Genomic DNA, 16650 nt, shown 5'->3' on the forward strand with positions numbered 1-16650 from the left:
ATGCTGAGATGTGGACAGCGCACAGCATCGCCGGATCGCTTGTTGGATAGAACGTGGAGTGCTGTTCCTGTCCCTTTGTTATGTCTGCTTCCATGTCATGCCGCGCGCCTGGAGCGGCCTGGTTACCGATTTTCCCAACTACTACATGTCCGCACGACTGGCCCATGAGCACTACGACACTTCACGGATGTATGAATGGACCTGGCTCCAGCGTGAGAAGGACCAGCACGCCGTCGATATCCGCGTCATCGGACTGGTGCCTATAAGCCCCTTCTCGACGCTGGCGATATGGCCGCTAACAGGGTTTGTACCGCTGACCGCCAAGCATATTTGGATATTGCTCAACCTGGTGCTATTAGTTCCGATCTGCTGGATGCTACGCTCGATGACACGCCTCAGTTATCAGCGGATCGCACTGGTCTTTTCGCTGAGCATTCCCTTTTATCGCAATCTCCAGTTCGGTCAGTTTTATGTCCTACTACTGCTTTTGATCGTTGCGGCTGCCTGGGCATACCTGCGAGGGTATCGCGCACTGGCGGGAGTGCTGGTGGCGATCGCCGCGTCTTGCAAGATCTTTCCGGTCCTCTTCTTCGTCTTCTTCCTGCAACGCAGGGACTGGCGTGCGCTGATATGGGGTGCAATTACGGGCGTGGTTGCGGCCTGCGTATCTGTCGCCGTCTTTGGCTGGAATGTGCATCGCATCTATCTGCTCGAAATTCTACCTTGGGCCCTGCACGGCGAAGCCATGCCGCCGTATGTGCCAACTGCTTCCATCTCTGGCGTGCTGCATCGCCTATTTCTCCTTGAGCCACAATGGAACCCGCATCCCTGGCATTCTTCTCCACTATGCTATGCACTGCTGCAGCCTGCATTCCAGATGCTGGTGCTGGCGCCTGCAATCCTTCTTATCCGAAAAGCAGATAGCACCCGAAGCCGTATATTGTTGGAGTGGTCTGCGCTCCTCACCGCGTCCCTTACCATCTCTACCATTCCTGCGTCATATAACTTCGTGCTCATGGCGCTTCCTATGTGCGTGGTAGCGACGGTGTTGTTCCGAGACAGACGATATAGATGGCTGGCTGCCCTGTTGTTCGCTTATATCTGCATGGGCCTTCCGGTACCCGTTCCAAACAGGCCTATAGGGCTTGGCATTCTGCTGTATGAGCCGCGGCTCCCTCTGATGGTCTGTATGCTTTCGGGAATATACGCCCTGTTATGGCGCGATGGCTTCGTTAGGATTTCTGCGCGTGACTGGACTAGCTATGCATGGGCTGCAGCCATGGCCATCTCTGTGATTCTCAGCACACGCTCTACTTTTCTTCGGGAGCGTGCTGTGCGGCGCGAATACGCGTACCGGTTGCCACTGCCAACGCAGGGATTTCTCAACGCCGATCCACAATCTTCAGGAACAAGCATTAGCTTTATTGCATTTACCCTGTCTGGCTATCACCTGGTAACGGCGGATAAGAATGCGGTATCCGTTGATCCGCCTGAAGATTCTCCTAATGACGACCTTTCGTTCGCCCACGGCTTCGGGCATGTCTGGGTAGAGCGAGGACTGAGCCCGCATTCGCAGATCGTAGAGATCCGAAATCCTTCCCACATTGTCATCAACGATGCGCGTGAACCGATGCTCTCCTCTGACGGGCAGAACCTTGCCTTTGTACACGACGATCACGGCCGGGGGCGCTTGATGGTGCGGACAGCATTTCAATCTAATGCCGCGAACGAAGTTGCGCTCACATCTTCTTCGCTGAATGTATATGAAGCGAGCTTTCTTTCCAAAAGAGAGTACGCCTTTGCCGCGGCTGAAGGGCAGCATTCCCCACAGATTTTTCTGACCGATGCAACACACTTAAACACCCCGCTCACGCTCGGTGAATCCCGCTACCCTGCATTGTCACCCGATGGGCGCTGGATCGCTTACAGCCACTTCGAACATGGCGCGTGGAATCTGTGGATTCGCGACCAGGGGACGGGCGTGACGCGACGCATTGCCGATGAGCCATGCAATCAGATTCAGCCCTCTTGGGAAGACGACTCGAAAACACTGCTCTACAGCACGGACTGCGGTCGAAGCCTCTGGTTCACCGCGGTATCGCGGCGAAGAGTGATCCCGTAACAGCGAGTTGCACATCGTGCAGCGTCGAGATTCCGTCCCGGATATACCCCTATGGACAAGGGGTGAAATCTCTCTTCCCATTACCGGCACAAATACTCTACTGGATCATGCGTTTCATGTCAGAAGATCGAGCTTGCGTATCGCATCGTGCAGGTCGCAGTAGTGCAGCTCATAGGTAGGTACGTCAGAGAGCGTCTGCAATATCTTTTCATGCTTCTCGCGAATCTCTCCCGCAGAGAAGAGTTCCTGGCAGATACGCAACGTTGCTGTTCCGGCTGGCAACGTGACAAGTTTTCCCGTTGCTATGGGATAACGGTTCAGGTAAACGATCGAATGCACTTTGACTTCAGGGGTAGTACTGATACGCAGATCGGAGAGTTCAGCGATCTTCACCTCAATCGAAGGCTTCCCCTCCATACGTGGTGTAACGTTTCGGTTTTCTAATTCCGGGAAGAGGGTCTTTGCTTCGGGACGGAAGCGGACTCGATGAGAGTGTCCAATCACACGCGGGCTAGCCGAGCCATTGATCAAATAACAAGTATCATCCGACGTATAGACCCATCCGGCCCGCGCGCACGCATAAGCAAGAGTTGATTTGCCTGCACCCGAGTTGCCGCAGAGCAGAATGCCCTTTCCATTCTTACTGATGCAGGCGGCGTGGATATCAGTCACGGCGGATGCCCCAAGCAATAGGTACACAACTTTTTCGAGGAAGTTATATCGGAAATAGAGCCTATTGTTCAGCGCAGCTTTCTTCAACCAGACGAAGCTCGTACAGGTTTTCAGATCGAGCAATGCCTGGTTATCCCCATCTGCAACCAGGGAATATAGGTGGTTGTATTCCCGCCGAGTAGGTTCGGGCGGGCATTTGGAGCTGCCTCCGCTACTGATACCGATACGCACCTGCAGAGCGATGCTTCCCCGGCGTAGGCGCCTGTGTCCGAAGCTTTCATTCGCGGCAACCAGGACATCTGGATCGTTCGTCATGATCTCAACCGCGAATCCCAGCGGATAGAAGGTTCGATGGAACGGGAGCTCGAAATCGTAGAGAAGAGAATCCTGCGGTCTGCCTGGCGCGGGAACTCCGTCTTTCTTCTGTGCTTTTGGCAGGATACGTCTACTACTCACGCCCGTATCGCCCTGCCTTCCGTGGATGGGGGAAGCGAGACCTGTCTGAACGAGCAAATCGATTGGCAGCATAGGCACTCCGAATTAGAAAAGCTCTTCTGTAGTCCCGGTATAGAAGGCAACAGCTACGCCTGAGTTTAGGAAACGGACTACTCGAAGTTGTCACCGCAGGGTAATGGAATTGTCACGGTCTTGATCGAATTATTCTGGGGTCATTAGCATGCTGCTACATACCGAAAAGATCGTTACTTATCGTGATTTTTATCGGACAACAAAAGAATGACAATTCACTGACGAACGCATGACACGGACGCACCGTTCGCTCTTCTACGGTCATAGACGAAGAGCAAATGCCTATGCCTCAATCAGCCAAGATCGCCGTTTCAGCAAACATCGTTCCGAGTAAGAGGCCGCAAATGAGCATCCGCTCCGTTTGCATGTCTCGGATGTTCTGTTTCGCAGCGGTATGGATACTGGCACTCTCCTCATCTACCGCGGTCCTGTCCGCATACGGCCAGGTAGTGACTCAGACCACGGCACAATCTCAGACAGGGGGCACCGCTAGTGAGTCGGCGACGTCTGCCGACAGCAGCGACTCAGAGAACACTCAGGACTCGGCAGGTCTTGCGGGTCAAATGCCCCAAACATCGCTTTCCGCTGACCAGATCATCAACATCCTCCAACGAAGCCCCGATCTTGTCGTAGAGCTGAAGTCGGAGCTGGCGGATCGCATGCAGCAGCAAGGCGTACAGATTGATCCAAATGATATCTCGGATCAGACGCTTTACAGCCAGATCTCCTCGAACGCCAACTTGCGCGCGAGTATCACAAGCGTTCTACGCGCGCGCGGGTATGTATCCGACGGGGACCTTCAATCCATGGGATCGAGCGTTCCAGAGGAAGACTCTCCCAGGCATTTGTCCTCGACGGGATCTTCACTCTCGCGAGGTGACGATGCCGTTGAGGCAGGCGCTGGTACGAGCGAGAGATCGCCAGGCTTTGGCGAAAATGACAATTCGGCGAGCGCGGGTCCATTCATGCGTCCAGATCACAGCCGGCAGAGCGCTGAGGGAAGCCCTCGGCGGCAAGAGAAGGTAAACGCATCGACCGACTCGCCGAAGGTTTTCCGGCGTCCCTCTCCCTACGATCTGCAGTCGATGCGCGATCTCTACACGCAAATTCCCAACGAAACCGCCCAGCTAAGGCGCTTCGGATCGGAGGTATTCATAAATCACGACGGCTCTGCGGTTGCGATCGGAATCTCGAGCCAGAACACTCCCCTTGATGTGCCGTTGGGACCGGACTATATCGTTGGGGCCGGAGATACGCTCACAATCAATCTGTGGGGAGGAGTTACCCAAAACATCACTCGTACTGTCGACCGTGACGGCCACATCTTTCTTCCAGAAGCGGGATCGATCCAACTCGCGGGGCTGTCTCTCGGGACGGCGCAGAGCTTGATTGGCAGTGAGCTTAAGCAGCAGTTCCGGAATGCGCAGGTTTCAGTAACCGTCTCGCGCCTGCGATCGGTGCGCGTTTATGTAGTCGGTGATGTACAGCAGCCCGGCGGATACGATATCAGCGCGCTTGCTACTCCCTTAAGTGCACTCTACGCCGCTGGCGGTCCTACATCGATTGGGTCGCTGCGCACGCTGCTCCACTATCGTGGCAAGCAGCTGGTTGAAAAGGTCGACCTTTACGACTTCCTGCTTCACGGCATTCGCAACGGCAGCGCGCCCTTTGAGAGCGGGGATACGCTGCTTGTGCCGCCCGCTGGTCCCCAGATCGCAATATTTGGTGCGATCAAACGTCCGGCGATCTACGAGCTCAAAGCCGGGGAGACAACCCTCGCTTCGGTCGTCGAGGACGCCGGTGGATTCACCGCTGCGGCTTCGCTCAGCCACATCAGGATCGAGCGGATTGACGCTCACCATCAGCGTGTGACGGTAACTCTACCCGATCACGACACGCAAAGCCCACAGGCCGCCGGAGGTGCAATCGACAATTTCCAGGTCGAGGACGGAGATCGGATTCGCATTGAACCGATCCTGTCCTACAGCCAGCGGGCAATTTATCTCGCAGGCCATGTAGTGCGTCCCGGACGTCTGCCCTATAGCGACGGCATGCACCTAAGCGATGTCCTCCGCAGCTATCAGGACATGTTGCCCGAGCCCGCGGCCCATGGAGAGCTTGTCCGCCTTGTTCCGCCCGATCTGCATGCGGAGACCATCGACTTCAACGTTCCCGATGTGCTGATCGGAAACGCCAATATCGACCTGCACCCGTTCGATACCATCAGGATCTTCGGACGCTACGAAGTGGATGCCCCGAAGGTCACGATCCGTGGTGAAGTGCTGCGGCCTGGTACATACCCGATGTCCAAGGGCATGACCGCAGCGGGACTCGTCCGCATGGCGGGCGGTTTCAAGCGGGACGCTCTGTTGGAAAGTGCCGATCTCACAAGTTATGAGGTAAGCAACGGCAATCGTCTCGTCGAAGATCTTGCGACGGTAAAAATCGGAGCAGCAGTTACAGGGTCCGACGCTCAAGCTGACGTTCCTCTCAAGCCAGGAGACATTCTGGCAATTCATCAGATCACCAGTTGGAATGACATGGGCGAGTCGGTAACCATCTCAGGCCAGGTCAGATTTCCAGGTAGCTATGGATTCACCGATGGGGAGCATCTCAGCTCAGTTTTGCGGAGAGTCGGAGGCCTTCTTCCTACGGCATACCCAATAGGTGCGGTGTTCACTCGGGTCCAGGTCCGTGAGCTTGAGCAGAAGAGTCGTGAAGAGTTGATTCGACAGATCGAGACGAACTCGGCGGCTGCGCGCCTTTCCCCTGGTCTGGCAGGCAGCAACGCAGGCGGAGAGCTGCAACTTATCAAGGCCCAGCAAGAGCAGGTACTTTCAGATCTGAAAAGTCGCCCGCCCATGGGTCGCATGGTGATTCACGTCACCCCCGACATCGACAGTTGGGCGAATACGCCTGCGGACATAGAGCTGCGCAGGGGAGACATACTGACGATTCCGAAGCGGCCCGGCTTCGTACTTATAACCGGTCAGGTCTACAACGCAACCGCTCTCACTTATGCGCCGGATAAAACCGCCGGTTGGTATCTCAGCCGCGCTGGTGGAACCAATGCAACCGCCAACCGCAAAGAAATATTCATTATTCGCGCTAACGGCTCGGTCGTTGGTCGCCACTCGGGAGGATGGTTTGATGCTGACGTTCTTTCAACCAAGCTCAATCCAGGCGATGTCGTCGTCGTACCACAGAAGATCCTCGGCGGCTCATTGTTTTGGAAAACCTTATTGAGTACCGGGCAACTTGCCGCATCCGTTGCGATCACTGCGGCTGTGGCTGCAGCGGCGCTGTAGGCATGCTTTCCATACCAAAGACTTTCTCACTGCTTGCGATGTGTTTCATCATGACTCTTTCTCTCCAAGCCGCCCGTTTCTCCAACCCGCAGGACGGCCCGCAGGCTAGCGCCTCCAACATGGCGTCGACATATGTACCGATTGAAAGCTGGGTTTACCCCACATTCGAGCGGCTTGCTGCCGAAGGTTACCTTCCCGCCGCTTTCTTTAGTCTGCGTCCATGGACCCGGATGGATTGTGCGCGTCTGGTGGACGAAGCTGAAGATCTGGTGGACAAAGATGAAGAGCAGATCGCCGCCAAGCCAGCGGCGTCCGACGCTCCTGCCCTCCTCGCTAGTCTGAAAGAAGAGTTTGCCGTAGAGCTAGCGCGGCGAGCAGGCGCAGGCAATGTCGAGTTTCGCCTGGAGTCGTTGGATCAACGCGTGACCGTGATTGCGGGTCGCCCCTTAACCGACGGATTTCATTTTGGCGAAACCTTGGTGAATGACGATGGCCGGCCATTTGCGGAGGGCGCCAACCTCTATTCAGGGGTTTCCTTCCGGGCAACGGCTGGCCCCTTCGCAGCTTATGTCAAAACCGAACTCCAGCGAGTGCCTTCAGCACCAGTTCCGGATGGCTTAGCGCAACAGCAGATCGCGGCGGCGGATTTCACGTCGTCGGCGGCAGCAGGGCCTATCTCCGGCTTCCTTCGCGGGAGGCTTCTCGAAGCGAATGTTTCCTTCACGGTCTCCAACAATCAGTTCACGTTTGGGCGTCAATCGCTCTGGTGGGGACCAGCGCGAAGCGGCGCGACTCTCTTCAGCAACAATGCCGAACCGATCGATATGCTTCGCTACGACCGTGTCCGTCCATTCCTGCTGCCAGACATCTTAAAGCTACTTGGCCCCATCCGCGCCCAGGTGCTCGTAGGCCGTCTCTCCGGGACGCAGTATGTACGCCCGACGAGTACTCTCCTTGGAACCTCAGGTGTTGCGCTCAGGGACCAACCCTTCATTCATGGAGAGAAAATCTCGTTCAAACCCACACCAAACTTTGAGTTCAGCGTTTCGCGCACGGTAATCTTCGGCGGTGCAGGCTCACCCGTAAATAGCTCCACCTTCCTACGCAGCATATTTTCGGTGGGAACAAAGAACGGAACAAACGATCCGGGAGATCGACGAATCGCCTTCGATGCCCAATATCGAATTCCCGGTTTACGGAATTGCCTGACGGGCTATTTCGACGGCTTTTCTGACGACCAGCCTTTCCCGCTGGCCTACCCGACAGAGAGTGCGTGGCTATCCGGGTTTTTCCTTCGTTGTGTACCACGCCTTCCGCGTCTGACACTTCGTGCAGAGGGTCTCCTTTCGCCGCACCGTGATCTGGCATTTCCAGGTTTTTTCTACTTCAACGTTCACTACCTGAGCGGCTATACAAACAACCGGCAACTGATTGGCAGTTGGATCGGGCGTGAAGGAGACGGCGAACAGGCATGGGCCACCTGGCATCTCTCGCCGCGTTCTTCAGTGGAACTGAGTGGACGCAGCATGACGGTCAATCGGGAATTTCTTCGCGGTGGAACGCTACGAGACCTGCGCGCCACCGTAGATATTGCTCTTCGCCCTGAATGGCAGTTATGCCTGGAAGAGCAGACGGAGCGGTGGCGCTTTCCTTTGCTCTTCACAACTCCGCAGCACAATACAGCGTTCACTTTTCAGCTTTCCTATCGGCCGCTTGGAAGGATAAGACAATGATTCCCAACTCAGTCCTTCCAATCCCGGAGCTGGATGAGGCAGTGGAGATCGGTCATGAGCCGACTTGGGCAATCCGCGCCATGTTGCTCTGGAAGCATCGCCGCAAGCTGGCACGCGTTACAGCAATTTCTCTGCTGGTAAGTCTTGCCGTCTCGTTTGCTATTCCCAAGCAATACAAGTCCACCGCAAGCATCATGCCACCTGATCAGCAAGGATCAGGCTCTATGCTGTTGGCGGCGCTTGCAGGCCATTCGGGTGGTTTGGGGGCATTGGGCGGTCTGGCGAGCGGACTTCTTGATACACACTCTTCCACTGCCTTGTTTATAAACCTGTTACAGAGCGGAACCATCAGTGGTCACCTCATTGACCGGTTCAACCTGCAACACGTTTACCACAAGCGCTATCGCATTGATACGACCAAGCACCTTGCGCGATGCACCAAGATTACGGAGGACAAGAAGAGCGGCGTCATCACGATTGCAGTGGAAGACAGAAGCAGGGTGCGTGCTCGCGATTTGGCACAGGCATATCTTGATGAGCTGAACAAACTCGTCACACAGACAAATACTTCGGCGGCCCATCAGGAACGTATCTTCGTCGAGCGGCGTCTGCAGGAAGTTCAGGCGAATCTCGAAGATGCAGAAATGCAGCTAAGCCAGTTCTCGAGCAAGAGCAGCGCTATCGACATTAAGGAGCAGACCCGCGCCATGGTCGATGCCGGCGCGCGAGTGCAGGCGGAACTCCTAGTCGAACAGTCGGGCCTCCAGTCTCTGCGCCAGATCTATGGCGATGGCAATGTCCGGGTGCGCGAGACAGTGGCCCGTATTGCCAGCTTGCAAGGTGAGCTTACAAAAATGACAGGGTCTTCGGCCCCACTGACCGCAGAAGCAATTCATGACGACAACACAAACTCCGGTGGCGGCGACGATAAGGGCGAACTCTACCCTCCTTTGCGCCAACTTCCGCGGCTTGCCGTCCCATATGCCGACCTCTACCGCCATGTGAAGGTACAAGAGACCGTATTTGAGCTACTCACGCAGCAGTATGAAATGGCCCGCATCGAGGAAGCTAAAGATGTTCCGGTTGTGAGAGTAATCGACCCGCCCGGAATACCCGAGAAGAAGTCGTTCCCTCCGCGCTTGCTGCTCACGCTGCTGCTCACGTCTCTTTCGTTCGTGGGCGCGTCGGCTCTAATCCTGGTACGGGATCATTGGAAGAAGGTCGACTCTGCTGATCCCCGCAAGATGCTCGTAGTTGAGATCTTGCCCGTATTGCGTCGGCGGATTAGCCTCCTTCGCCTGAAGCGAGGTGCCGAATGAAAACACACTTTGCGAATACTGCACGACTACGGCTCCTATCGGATTGGGCCATCAGTGACGGCGATCTACATCGTTGCCCTTACAAAGCCCAGAAGGAATCGTAATCATGAAGATCCTCATTAGTGCTGCCTCATACGCGTCGAATATCTCCGGCATACAGCGCCACGCTTGCAATGTCGTGCGCTGTCTGTTGCAGCAGCCGGAGGTGTCCTTTGTGCATCTTGTTATCGCGCCCTGGCAGCGCAAGCTGGTGCAGGACGCCGGTATCAAGCCAGATGTTCGACTTTCAACGCATATTGCTGAGATGGAGTCAGGCTCGCTCAGTCGAAATTCGTGGCACTACTGGAGACTTCCGGAGCTTGCAGCTCGCCTGGAAGTCGATTTGGTCCATCTCACCTATCCCGTACCCGTGAATGCCGCCGCGTTCATATGCCCGACGGTGGTGACGCTGCACGATATGTATCCCTATGAAATTCCCAGGAATTTCGGGTTCCCTAAATTCATCTTCAATCGTCTGGTCCTAAAGCAATGTCTTCGCAACGTCGACGTCATTGCCTGCGTCTCCGACGCTACGCGTAACCGCTTGGAGCAGTACTCATCAGCTCCCGTATGGCGCAAAGCGATCCGGATCTATAACTGCGTCGAAGCGCAGCCGCACTGCGCCACGCAGTCGCCTCTTCCGAATTGGCAGGGTGAGCCGTTTCTGCTCTGCGTCGCGCAGCATCGCCACAACAAGAATCTTCCTCTATTGATCCGGACCTTCGATCGACTGCTGCGCTCCGGACATGCCGGTTCGAATCTGAAGCTTGTCATCGTGGGAATCACTGCGCAGGATACCCGCAATATTCACAGAGTGGTGGCAGCACTGGGTCTTGGCGCGAGCATTTGCTTTCTTGAAGGCCTGTCCGAGCCGGAACTGCAATGGTGCTACATCCGGTGCGAAGCGGTGGTAGCTCCCTCCCTGACTGAAGGGTTCGGGCTTCCAGTTGCAGAAGCACTCCTTGCTGGATGCCGGATCGTCTGTTCGGACATACCGGCGCATCGGGAGATTGGAGATGGAAGATGCCGTTTTGTGGCATTGGGGCAAGACGCAGAGAACGCATTCGAAGAAGCGATTGTGGAAGTCCTCAAGGAGCCCAAGAGAGCGCCCGTGACTCTTTCTCAGTTCTCCACGCCGACTCTTGCGAAGCAATACATCAGCCTATATCGCAGGATCATTTATTCCACCGTTCCTGAGGAGAATACATGCGCTCCCATTTCGATTAATGGGGCAACGTCAGAGAGGCAGCCTCTATGACGATTATCAACTGCGTATTCGCGCTGCCGGGTCGAGAGGAAGAACATGGGCGCATCTGAATCTGTCACATCGCGTCTCTATGCAGAAACTCTCGTAGCTTCTGGCAGGGAATTGCGTACGACTTCAACATACCTACTCCAGAACACATTGGCAGCGATTGAGGTGGCGTCTGACTTTTTGACGTGCACTGTCGGCATTCTCATGGCTTACTTTCTTGAGTCTCAGCTATATATCGGAAGACAAATTCCATATCCCATCCGCGAAGCCGCGGCAGTAAGTCTTAGCGTCTCATTATTCGCTGTACTTCTTCTGCACCGAAACGGAGCGTATCGCGGAAGTGGCGGCCTGCTCCAGATTCGGGAAACGGAACGCGCAATTCGCGTCCCCGTGCAGTCCGTGCTTGCCATGCTTCCATTCAGCCTTCTTTTGAAGCTGAAGTTCTCCTGGCTGAATTTCATCGTTGCACTCGTTCTGATACCGGCCTTACTGATCTTGCAGAAGCACGCATTCGCTGCGGCGATCCGCGCAGTCCGCGTAAGAGGGCATGGCATAGACCGAGTGATTGTGTACGGAATAGGCGCAACAGGGAAGCGCATCCTTTCGGTGTTTTCTTGTTCGCTTCGCCTCGGACTCTACCCGGTAGCCGTGATCGATGATAACCCCGTACTTGACGACGAATGGATGCCCGAGATGGGATACCGGCGACGCCGTTCTGTTCCGGTTCAGCGTGGGCCGATCACATCTGCGTTGCTAACCTCCTGTCAGTGCAGCACCCTCGTTGTCGCGCTTCCGAACCTCTCCTCAGAGCAAATTGCTACAGCCGTGGATGCCGCTAACCAGGCTGGATCACGGGTCCTCTTTCTTTCCGCTACTGAACTCCAGGAACAGAAGTGGACGGAATCCATTGATGTCGACGGGCTATCGCTTACTCCTATGCTTGAGTCGTTCGAGCGGTGGCCCTACTCAATTGCGAAACGCATAGCCGATCTCATTGGCTCCTTGCTGCTATTGGCATTGTTGTCTCCTCTGTTCTTCCTGATTGCTTTCTGCATAAAGCTTGACTCGAGTGGCGCCGCGCTTTTCGTTCAGGACAGAGTAGGCCACAACGGTGAGCTCTTCAGGATGTACAAATTTCGTTCGATGCACAAAGGCACGCCACAATATGAATTTTCCCCGACCACGCCATTCGATCCTCGAATCACCAGGATCGGAAGGTTTCTCAGGAGGACCAGCCTGGATGAATTGCCTCAACTGATGAATGTCTTTCTGGGAGATATGTCCTTGGTAGGCCCCAGGCCGGAGATGCCCTTTATCGTGCAGATCTATACCTCCGAGCAGCGGCAGAGACTCCAGGTCATTCCCGGGATTACCGGCCTGTGGCAACTAAGCGCCGATAGAGCCTTCCTTATCCACGAGAACATCCAGTATGACCTCTACTACATCCGAAACCGCGGATTCTTTATGGATATAGCGATTCTGATTCACACATTGTTCTTCGCTATGCGAGGAGGCGTATGACGAACTCCACTTCTAATGCGCAATGGAAATCGACGCAGGATTGGTCATCACCATCTCCCATTCAATGCGACAAGTCCGAAGCTTGCCATACTGAATATCGCCTGCCGGACTCTCGCGATACAGTAACGATCACTCAATATCTCTGTCTCCGGGGAAATCAATGAGCGTCGCAATCATAACTGGCTCGTCTGGACTCGTTGGATCGGAAGCGGCGATGTACTTCGCGGCTCTGGGATTCGACGTGGTAGGAATCGACAATGGCATGCGCGAGGTATTTTTTGGGCAGGCCGCTTCCACACGGTGGATGACGGACAAGCTAAAGAAAGAATTGCCGCGTTATACGCATTACGACCTGGACATACGCGATGCGCCTGCCATCAACCGTGTCTTCGCCAAATATTCCGTCGACATCCAACTGATCATCCATACCGCTGCGCAGCCGTCCCACGATTGGGCGGCCAACGATCCCGTCACCGACTTTACGGTGAATGCGAACGGTACATCCGTTCTGCTCGAGGCAGCGAGAAATTATGCACCTAAGGGGGTATTCATCTTCATGTCGACGAATAAAGTTTATGGAGATCGCCCCAATTACTTGCCCCTCGTGGAACTGGATACTCGTTGGGAAATTGATCCAGAGCATGAGTATGTTGATGGAATCCCAGAGAGCATGTCGATCGATGGAACGCTGCATAGTCTATTCGGCGCGTCGAAAGTAGCCGCAGACACGCTCGTTCAGGAATACGGCCGGTATTTTGGCATGAGAACGGCATGTTTCCGCGGCGGATGTTTGACTGGGCCGAACCACTCGGGGGCCCAACTTCACGGGTTTCTGGCGTATTTAATGAAATGCGCCGTTATGGGCACGCCGTACACTATCTTCGGTTACAAGCGCAAACAGGTTCGTGACAACATCCATAGCGCCGATCTGATTCAGGCATTCCATCATTTTTTTATGAACCCACGATGTGGAGCGACTTATAACATCGGCGGCGGCCGCTTCAGCAACTGTTCGATGCTTGAGGCCGTTGCGCTTTGCGAAACGATCACCGGCAACGAGCTAAATTACACCTATGTTGACGAGAACCGTCGGGGAGATCACATCTGGTGGATTAGTAATCTGTCTCGCTTCAAAGCCGATTATCCAGACTGGTGCCTGCGCTTTGATGTTCCAGAAATCCTGCAACAGATCTACGAGCTGAACGCAGAGCGATGGGGGGCTGGATGCTTAATCTAGGCAAGAAAAATGTCCTTGGAATATTGATCGATGCAGTGGATTACGAAGCCGTCATTTCTTTTGTATTCGAGCGCTCCAGGCAAAAGCGCGGTGCGATGATTTCCGCTCTTGCCGTTCACGGAGTGATGACGGGCGTCTTGGACGCGGAGCATAAGTTTCGCTTGAATGGCTTCGACTTGCTTGTCCCCGATGGTCAACCCGTCCGCTGGGTGATGAATTGGCTCTACGGGACTAATCTGCTCGACCGAGTGTACGGACCTGAACTCATGCGAAAGATCTGCGAGCGAGCAGCGAGCGAAGGCACCTCAATTTACCTGTATGGAAGTACAACACCGGTAGTTACTTCGTTGGCCGAATCGCTCACAAGAATGTTCCCGGAGATCAACATTGCTGGCTGTGAGCCCTCAGCGTTCCGCAAGCTTAATCCGGATGAAAACGCTGCCCTCCAGCAGCGGATCCAGGCATCTGGCGCCTCCATCATCTTTATTGGGCTCGGTTGTCCCCGACAGGAAATTTTCATCTACGAATTACGCGATAGTCTCTCCGCTCCCGTACTGGCTGTCGGCGCTGCGTTCCCACTCTTAGCCGGGATGTTGCCCCAGGCCCCACCGTGGATGCAGCGCTTCGGTTTGGAATGGCTATTCCGTCTCCGTGCCGAACCACGTCGATTGTGGCGCCGGTATCTTTACCTCAATCCTGCATATCTCATTCTTGTGACGTTGCAGCGCTTCGGGGTAAGGCATTTCTCGCCTCAAGGCAGCCCCCCGGCCAATGATGCTTTGGGTGGCTAAAGGTAGCCACGAATAGGCGCTATGGAGCTTCCACATGAACAGTTTCTCCGGGAGGAACGCTCACCCCGGTCCACGTTATTGCTCGGCCGAAGTATTTCGAATCGGCAGTCGCTTTCACTTTTACTCCATCTATTGCTAATACATTGGATGATCCGACAAAAGCTGCTCTCCATCGGAGGGGACTCTTCCCATGATTCGTTAGCGCGGTTCTTCGGTCTCCCGTATGCCGCACGGAGATGACAGTGCCCTCAAGCGAAAGATTGCGCAGCTCCGCCCACCCCGTCGCCGTCGTCAACTGAGGCAGCGTTGCAACAACGGTCGCAAAACGCCTGCCCGCAACGATCTCCGCCAGCGGCAGCGTCGGCTCGACGCGAACGCCCATCAGCCCCGTCGTCATCGCTCCAATTACCGAATACGAAACCTCGGGATACTCACGCCGCTCACGACCCTCGCGCGTCAGGTCGATCATCTGCGCATACGCTGCCTCCGCATCGCCGTATCGGTAAAGGACCTCCGCATAATGTGACTTCGCCTCCACCGCGCTCGCAGACTCTGTCTTCATCGTCGCCAGCAGCGCCTGCAAAGCACTCGCCGTCTTCGGCCCCGCATCCGCCGCATCGCGATAGAGCAGATCCGCTCCCGCGCGTCCTGTGAACTGATGCTGCTTATTGAAGAACGCGTAGAAGTATCCCTGCGCATCGTTCCACCACACTGTGTTGATCAGTGACTTCACCTCGGCTGCAGTCTGCAATGACTTCTGCGCAGCCTGTCGGTTGCCGCGAATCGCCTGGATCGCAGCATAGGCGCGATACGCCGCATACTGCGTCGCCAGCAGATCGATGCCCACCAGGTTGTCTCGGCTGCTCTCCTCATACGTCGGATCGCCGCGGAAGAAAGGAGGCGCCTCGATGTTGCTCGCCCGCTTCATGATGCGGGCCGGGCTCAGGCTCCAGCGCGCAACGTACTCGTTCATCGTGCGGTCGTAGAAGTTCAAAAACACCGGGTCTTCGACGTACGACTTATCCCCCGTCCACAGATACATGCGATAGCACGCATCCAGCACATCGAAGTTCGCAGGCAGGTTGTACCAAAACTCTGCATCGCTTTTATAGTCGACCGGTGCAGGGCGGTTGAGCCGATCTATCTCCCAATAACTGCACCAGTCTCTCGAAGCCGCGATGTTCTCCGCAAACCGGCGTAGCATGTTGTGGTTATACCGCGCCAGCCCCAGCCCCTGCGCACCGTCGGCCTGATGCGACGTATCGCGCATACAGAAGGCTTGCCGCCCAGGCAGTGCGGCCTCGTACCACGGCCCCACCGGGTCGCCGTCGAAGACATACGACATCGCCTCCTGTTTGGCCCATCGAAAGACATTCACCAGACGAGCATCAGACGAATCGAACTCCAGCTCCGACTGCGCATCGCGTGTCTCGCCTAGCGAGGACATCGCGCTCGACATCAAAAACGGAACAAGGCACAGCGCCTTGTTAACCTGCCTGCGAGTCATGCCATCTCGCGAAGCTGCGCGTTCAAAGAACATCGTCTCCTCCACCTCGTTCAGACTATTCGAAGCCTGCGCACATCCGCTTCACGCAAACGCAATCACCAGTCCCGGCGCGGACAGATCGCCGGGAGTAGCACTCCGCAACCCCACTTTGCGCATCACCTCTCCCGACAGATGCAACACCTTCCCGCGAACCTGCACGTCGCCGGTAATATCCATCGCCTCGTCGCCCGCAAGGTCCTGCGCCAGCACTCGCTTCCCATGCAGCGGCTGATCGAAGACCATCGTCAAGCTCTTGAAATTCCCGAAGACCCCATAAGGCCCCGGCGCATCCTCGACCGGCAATGTGACCTCGCACTCCGGCATGTACCAGGCCTCTCCCACGCGCGTTCTCTCCTGCGCAGCTACGGCAAGGGCTCCATTCGGAAAGCGCGCCGCAAAGACAAACGGCCTCTCGCCCTTCGCCTTCACTTCGGGCAGCGCCATGCCTCTGGCCATCCGCGCTGGAGCCCCCTGCCGCACCTCCGCGCCAATCAGCTCGCTCTCCCAGCTCTGTCCCTTTGCAAACCTCCAGCTATCGGTCAGAACCTCGTCGTCAATCGCGACCGCTCCAATCCCCGG

The 16650-nt window shown here is 55.7% G+C and carries 11 protein-coding genes; 8 read left to right on the forward strand and 3 right to left on the reverse strand.

Going from position 1 to position 16650, the window contains the following annotated elements; genetic code table 11:
- The first annotated feature begins 58 nt into the window (after window positions 1-58).
- On the forward strand, window positions 59-2122 hold the full coding sequence (locus GSQ81_RS18760; protein ID WP_254060329.1) for a glycosyltransferase 87 family protein: 2064 nt from the start codon (window positions 59-61) through the stop codon (window positions 2120-2122).
- A 114-nt stretch (window positions 2123-2236) separates the two neighbouring features.
- Here GSQ81_RS18760 and GSQ81_RS18765 read toward each other — a convergent pair whose 3' ends face one another.
- The gene (locus GSQ81_RS18765) at window positions 2237-3322 is read right to left on the reverse strand and encodes an aldolase (protein ID WP_254060330.1); all 1086 of its coding nucleotides are present in this window, start codon (window positions 3320-3322) and stop codon (window positions 2237-2239) included.
- Window positions 3323-3885: 563 nt separating this feature from the next.
- On the opposite strand from GSQ81_RS18765, the gene GSQ81_RS18770 reads away from it, so the two are divergent.
- From GSQ81_RS18770 to GSQ81_RS18800, 7 genes are all read left to right on the forward strand, one after another.
- Window positions 3886-6630 carry an SLBB domain-containing protein gene (locus tag GSQ81_RS18770; RefSeq protein WP_254060331.1) on the forward strand — a complete coding sequence of 915 codons (2745 nt, stop codon included), beginning with the start codon at window positions 3886-3888 and terminating at the stop codon, window positions 6628-6630.
- A 50-nt stretch (window positions 6631-6680) separates the two neighbouring features.
- The gene (locus GSQ81_RS18775; protein WP_254060332.1) at window positions 6681-8363 is read left to right on the forward strand and encodes a capsule assembly Wzi family protein; all 1683 of its coding nucleotides are present in this window, start codon (window positions 6681-6683) and stop codon (window positions 8361-8363) included.
- Window positions 8360-9682, forward strand: a complete 1323-nt coding sequence (locus GSQ81_RS18780) for a Wzz/FepE/Etk N-terminal domain-containing protein (RefSeq protein WP_158912349.1) — start codon at window positions 8360-8362, stop codon at window positions 9680-9682. The genes GSQ81_RS18775 and GSQ81_RS18780 overlap by 4 nt, the downstream gene beginning before the upstream one ends.
- 106 nt (window positions 9683-9788) lie before the next feature.
- Entirely contained in the window at window positions 9789-10979 is a 1191-nt protein-coding gene (locus tag GSQ81_RS18785; protein ID WP_158912350.1) for a glycosyltransferase family 1 protein, read from the forward strand.
- 45 nt (window positions 10980-11024) lie between these two features.
- A complete protein-coding gene (locus tag GSQ81_RS18790; protein WP_256369699.1) occupies window positions 11025-12497 on the forward strand; it encodes an exopolysaccharide biosynthesis polyprenyl glycosylphosphotransferase in 1473 nt (490 codons plus the stop codon).
- A 160-nt stretch (window positions 12498-12657) separates the two neighbouring features.
- Window positions 12658-13734, forward strand: coding sequence for an NAD-dependent epimerase/dehydratase family protein (locus GSQ81_RS18795; protein ID WP_158912352.1), 1077 nt, complete (start codon window positions 12658-12660; stop codon window positions 13732-13734).
- Window positions 13722-14525: a WecB/TagA/CpsF family glycosyltransferase gene (locus GSQ81_RS18800; protein ID WP_158912353.1), complete on the forward strand. Its 804-nt coding sequence runs from the start codon at window positions 13722-13724 to the stop codon at window positions 14523-14525. Before GSQ81_RS18795 ends, GSQ81_RS18800 begins: the two co-directional genes overlap by 13 nt.
- A 19-nt stretch (window positions 14526-14544) precedes the next feature.
- Here GSQ81_RS18800 and GSQ81_RS18805 read toward each other — a convergent pair whose 3' ends face one another.
- Window positions 14545-16065: a hypothetical protein gene (locus GSQ81_RS18805; protein ID WP_158912354.1), complete on the reverse strand. Its 1521-nt coding sequence runs from the start codon at window positions 16063-16065 to the stop codon at window positions 14545-14547.
- A gap of 48 nt (window positions 16066-16113) precedes the next feature.
- On the reverse strand, window positions 16114-16650 hold a 537-nt coding region (locus tag GSQ81_RS18810; protein ID WP_216846503.1), incomplete at its 5' end, for a hypothetical protein.

The sequence above is a fragment of the Granulicella sp. L56 genome (assembly GCF_009765835.1).
Lineage (GTDB): Bacteria > Acidobacteriota > Terriglobia > Terriglobales > Acidobacteriaceae > Edaphobacter.

Excerpts from the sequence above, each read along its gene's own strand:
- GSQ81_RS18795 (WP_158912352.1), top strand. The coding sequence starts at position 12,658 with ATGAGCGTCGCAATCATAACTGGCTCGTCTGGACTCGTTGGATCGGAA.
- GSQ81_RS18780 (WP_158912349.1), top strand. The coding sequence starts at position 8,360 with ATGATTCCCAACTCAGTCCTTCCAATCCCGGAGCTGGATGAGGCAGTG.
- GSQ81_RS18805 (WP_158912354.1), bottom strand. The coding sequence starts at position 16,065 with ATGTTCTTTGAACGCGCAGCTTCGCGAGATGGCATGACTCGCAGGCAG.
- GSQ81_RS18770 (WP_254060331.1), top strand. The coding sequence starts at position 3,886 with ATGCCCCAAACATCGCTTTCCGCTGACCAGATCATCAACATCCTCCAA.
- GSQ81_RS18790 (WP_256369699.1), top strand. The coding sequence starts at position 11,025 with ATGGGCGCATCTGAATCTGTCACATCGCGTCTCTATGCAGAAACTCTC.
- GSQ81_RS18765 (WP_254060330.1), bottom strand. The coding sequence starts at position 3,322 with ATGCTGCCAATCGATTTGCTCGTTCAGACAGGTCTCGCTTCCCCCATC.
- GSQ81_RS18800 (WP_158912353.1), top strand. The coding sequence starts at position 13,722 with ATGCTTAATCTAGGCAAGAAAAATGTCCTTGGAATATTGATCGATGCA.
- GSQ81_RS18785 (WP_158912350.1), top strand. The coding sequence starts at position 9,789 with ATGAAGATCCTCATTAGTGCTGCCTCATACGCGTCGAATATCTCCGGC.
- GSQ81_RS18775 (WP_254060332.1), top strand. The coding sequence starts at position 6,681 with ATGACTCTTTCTCTCCAAGCCGCCCGTTTCTCCAACCCGCAGGACGGC.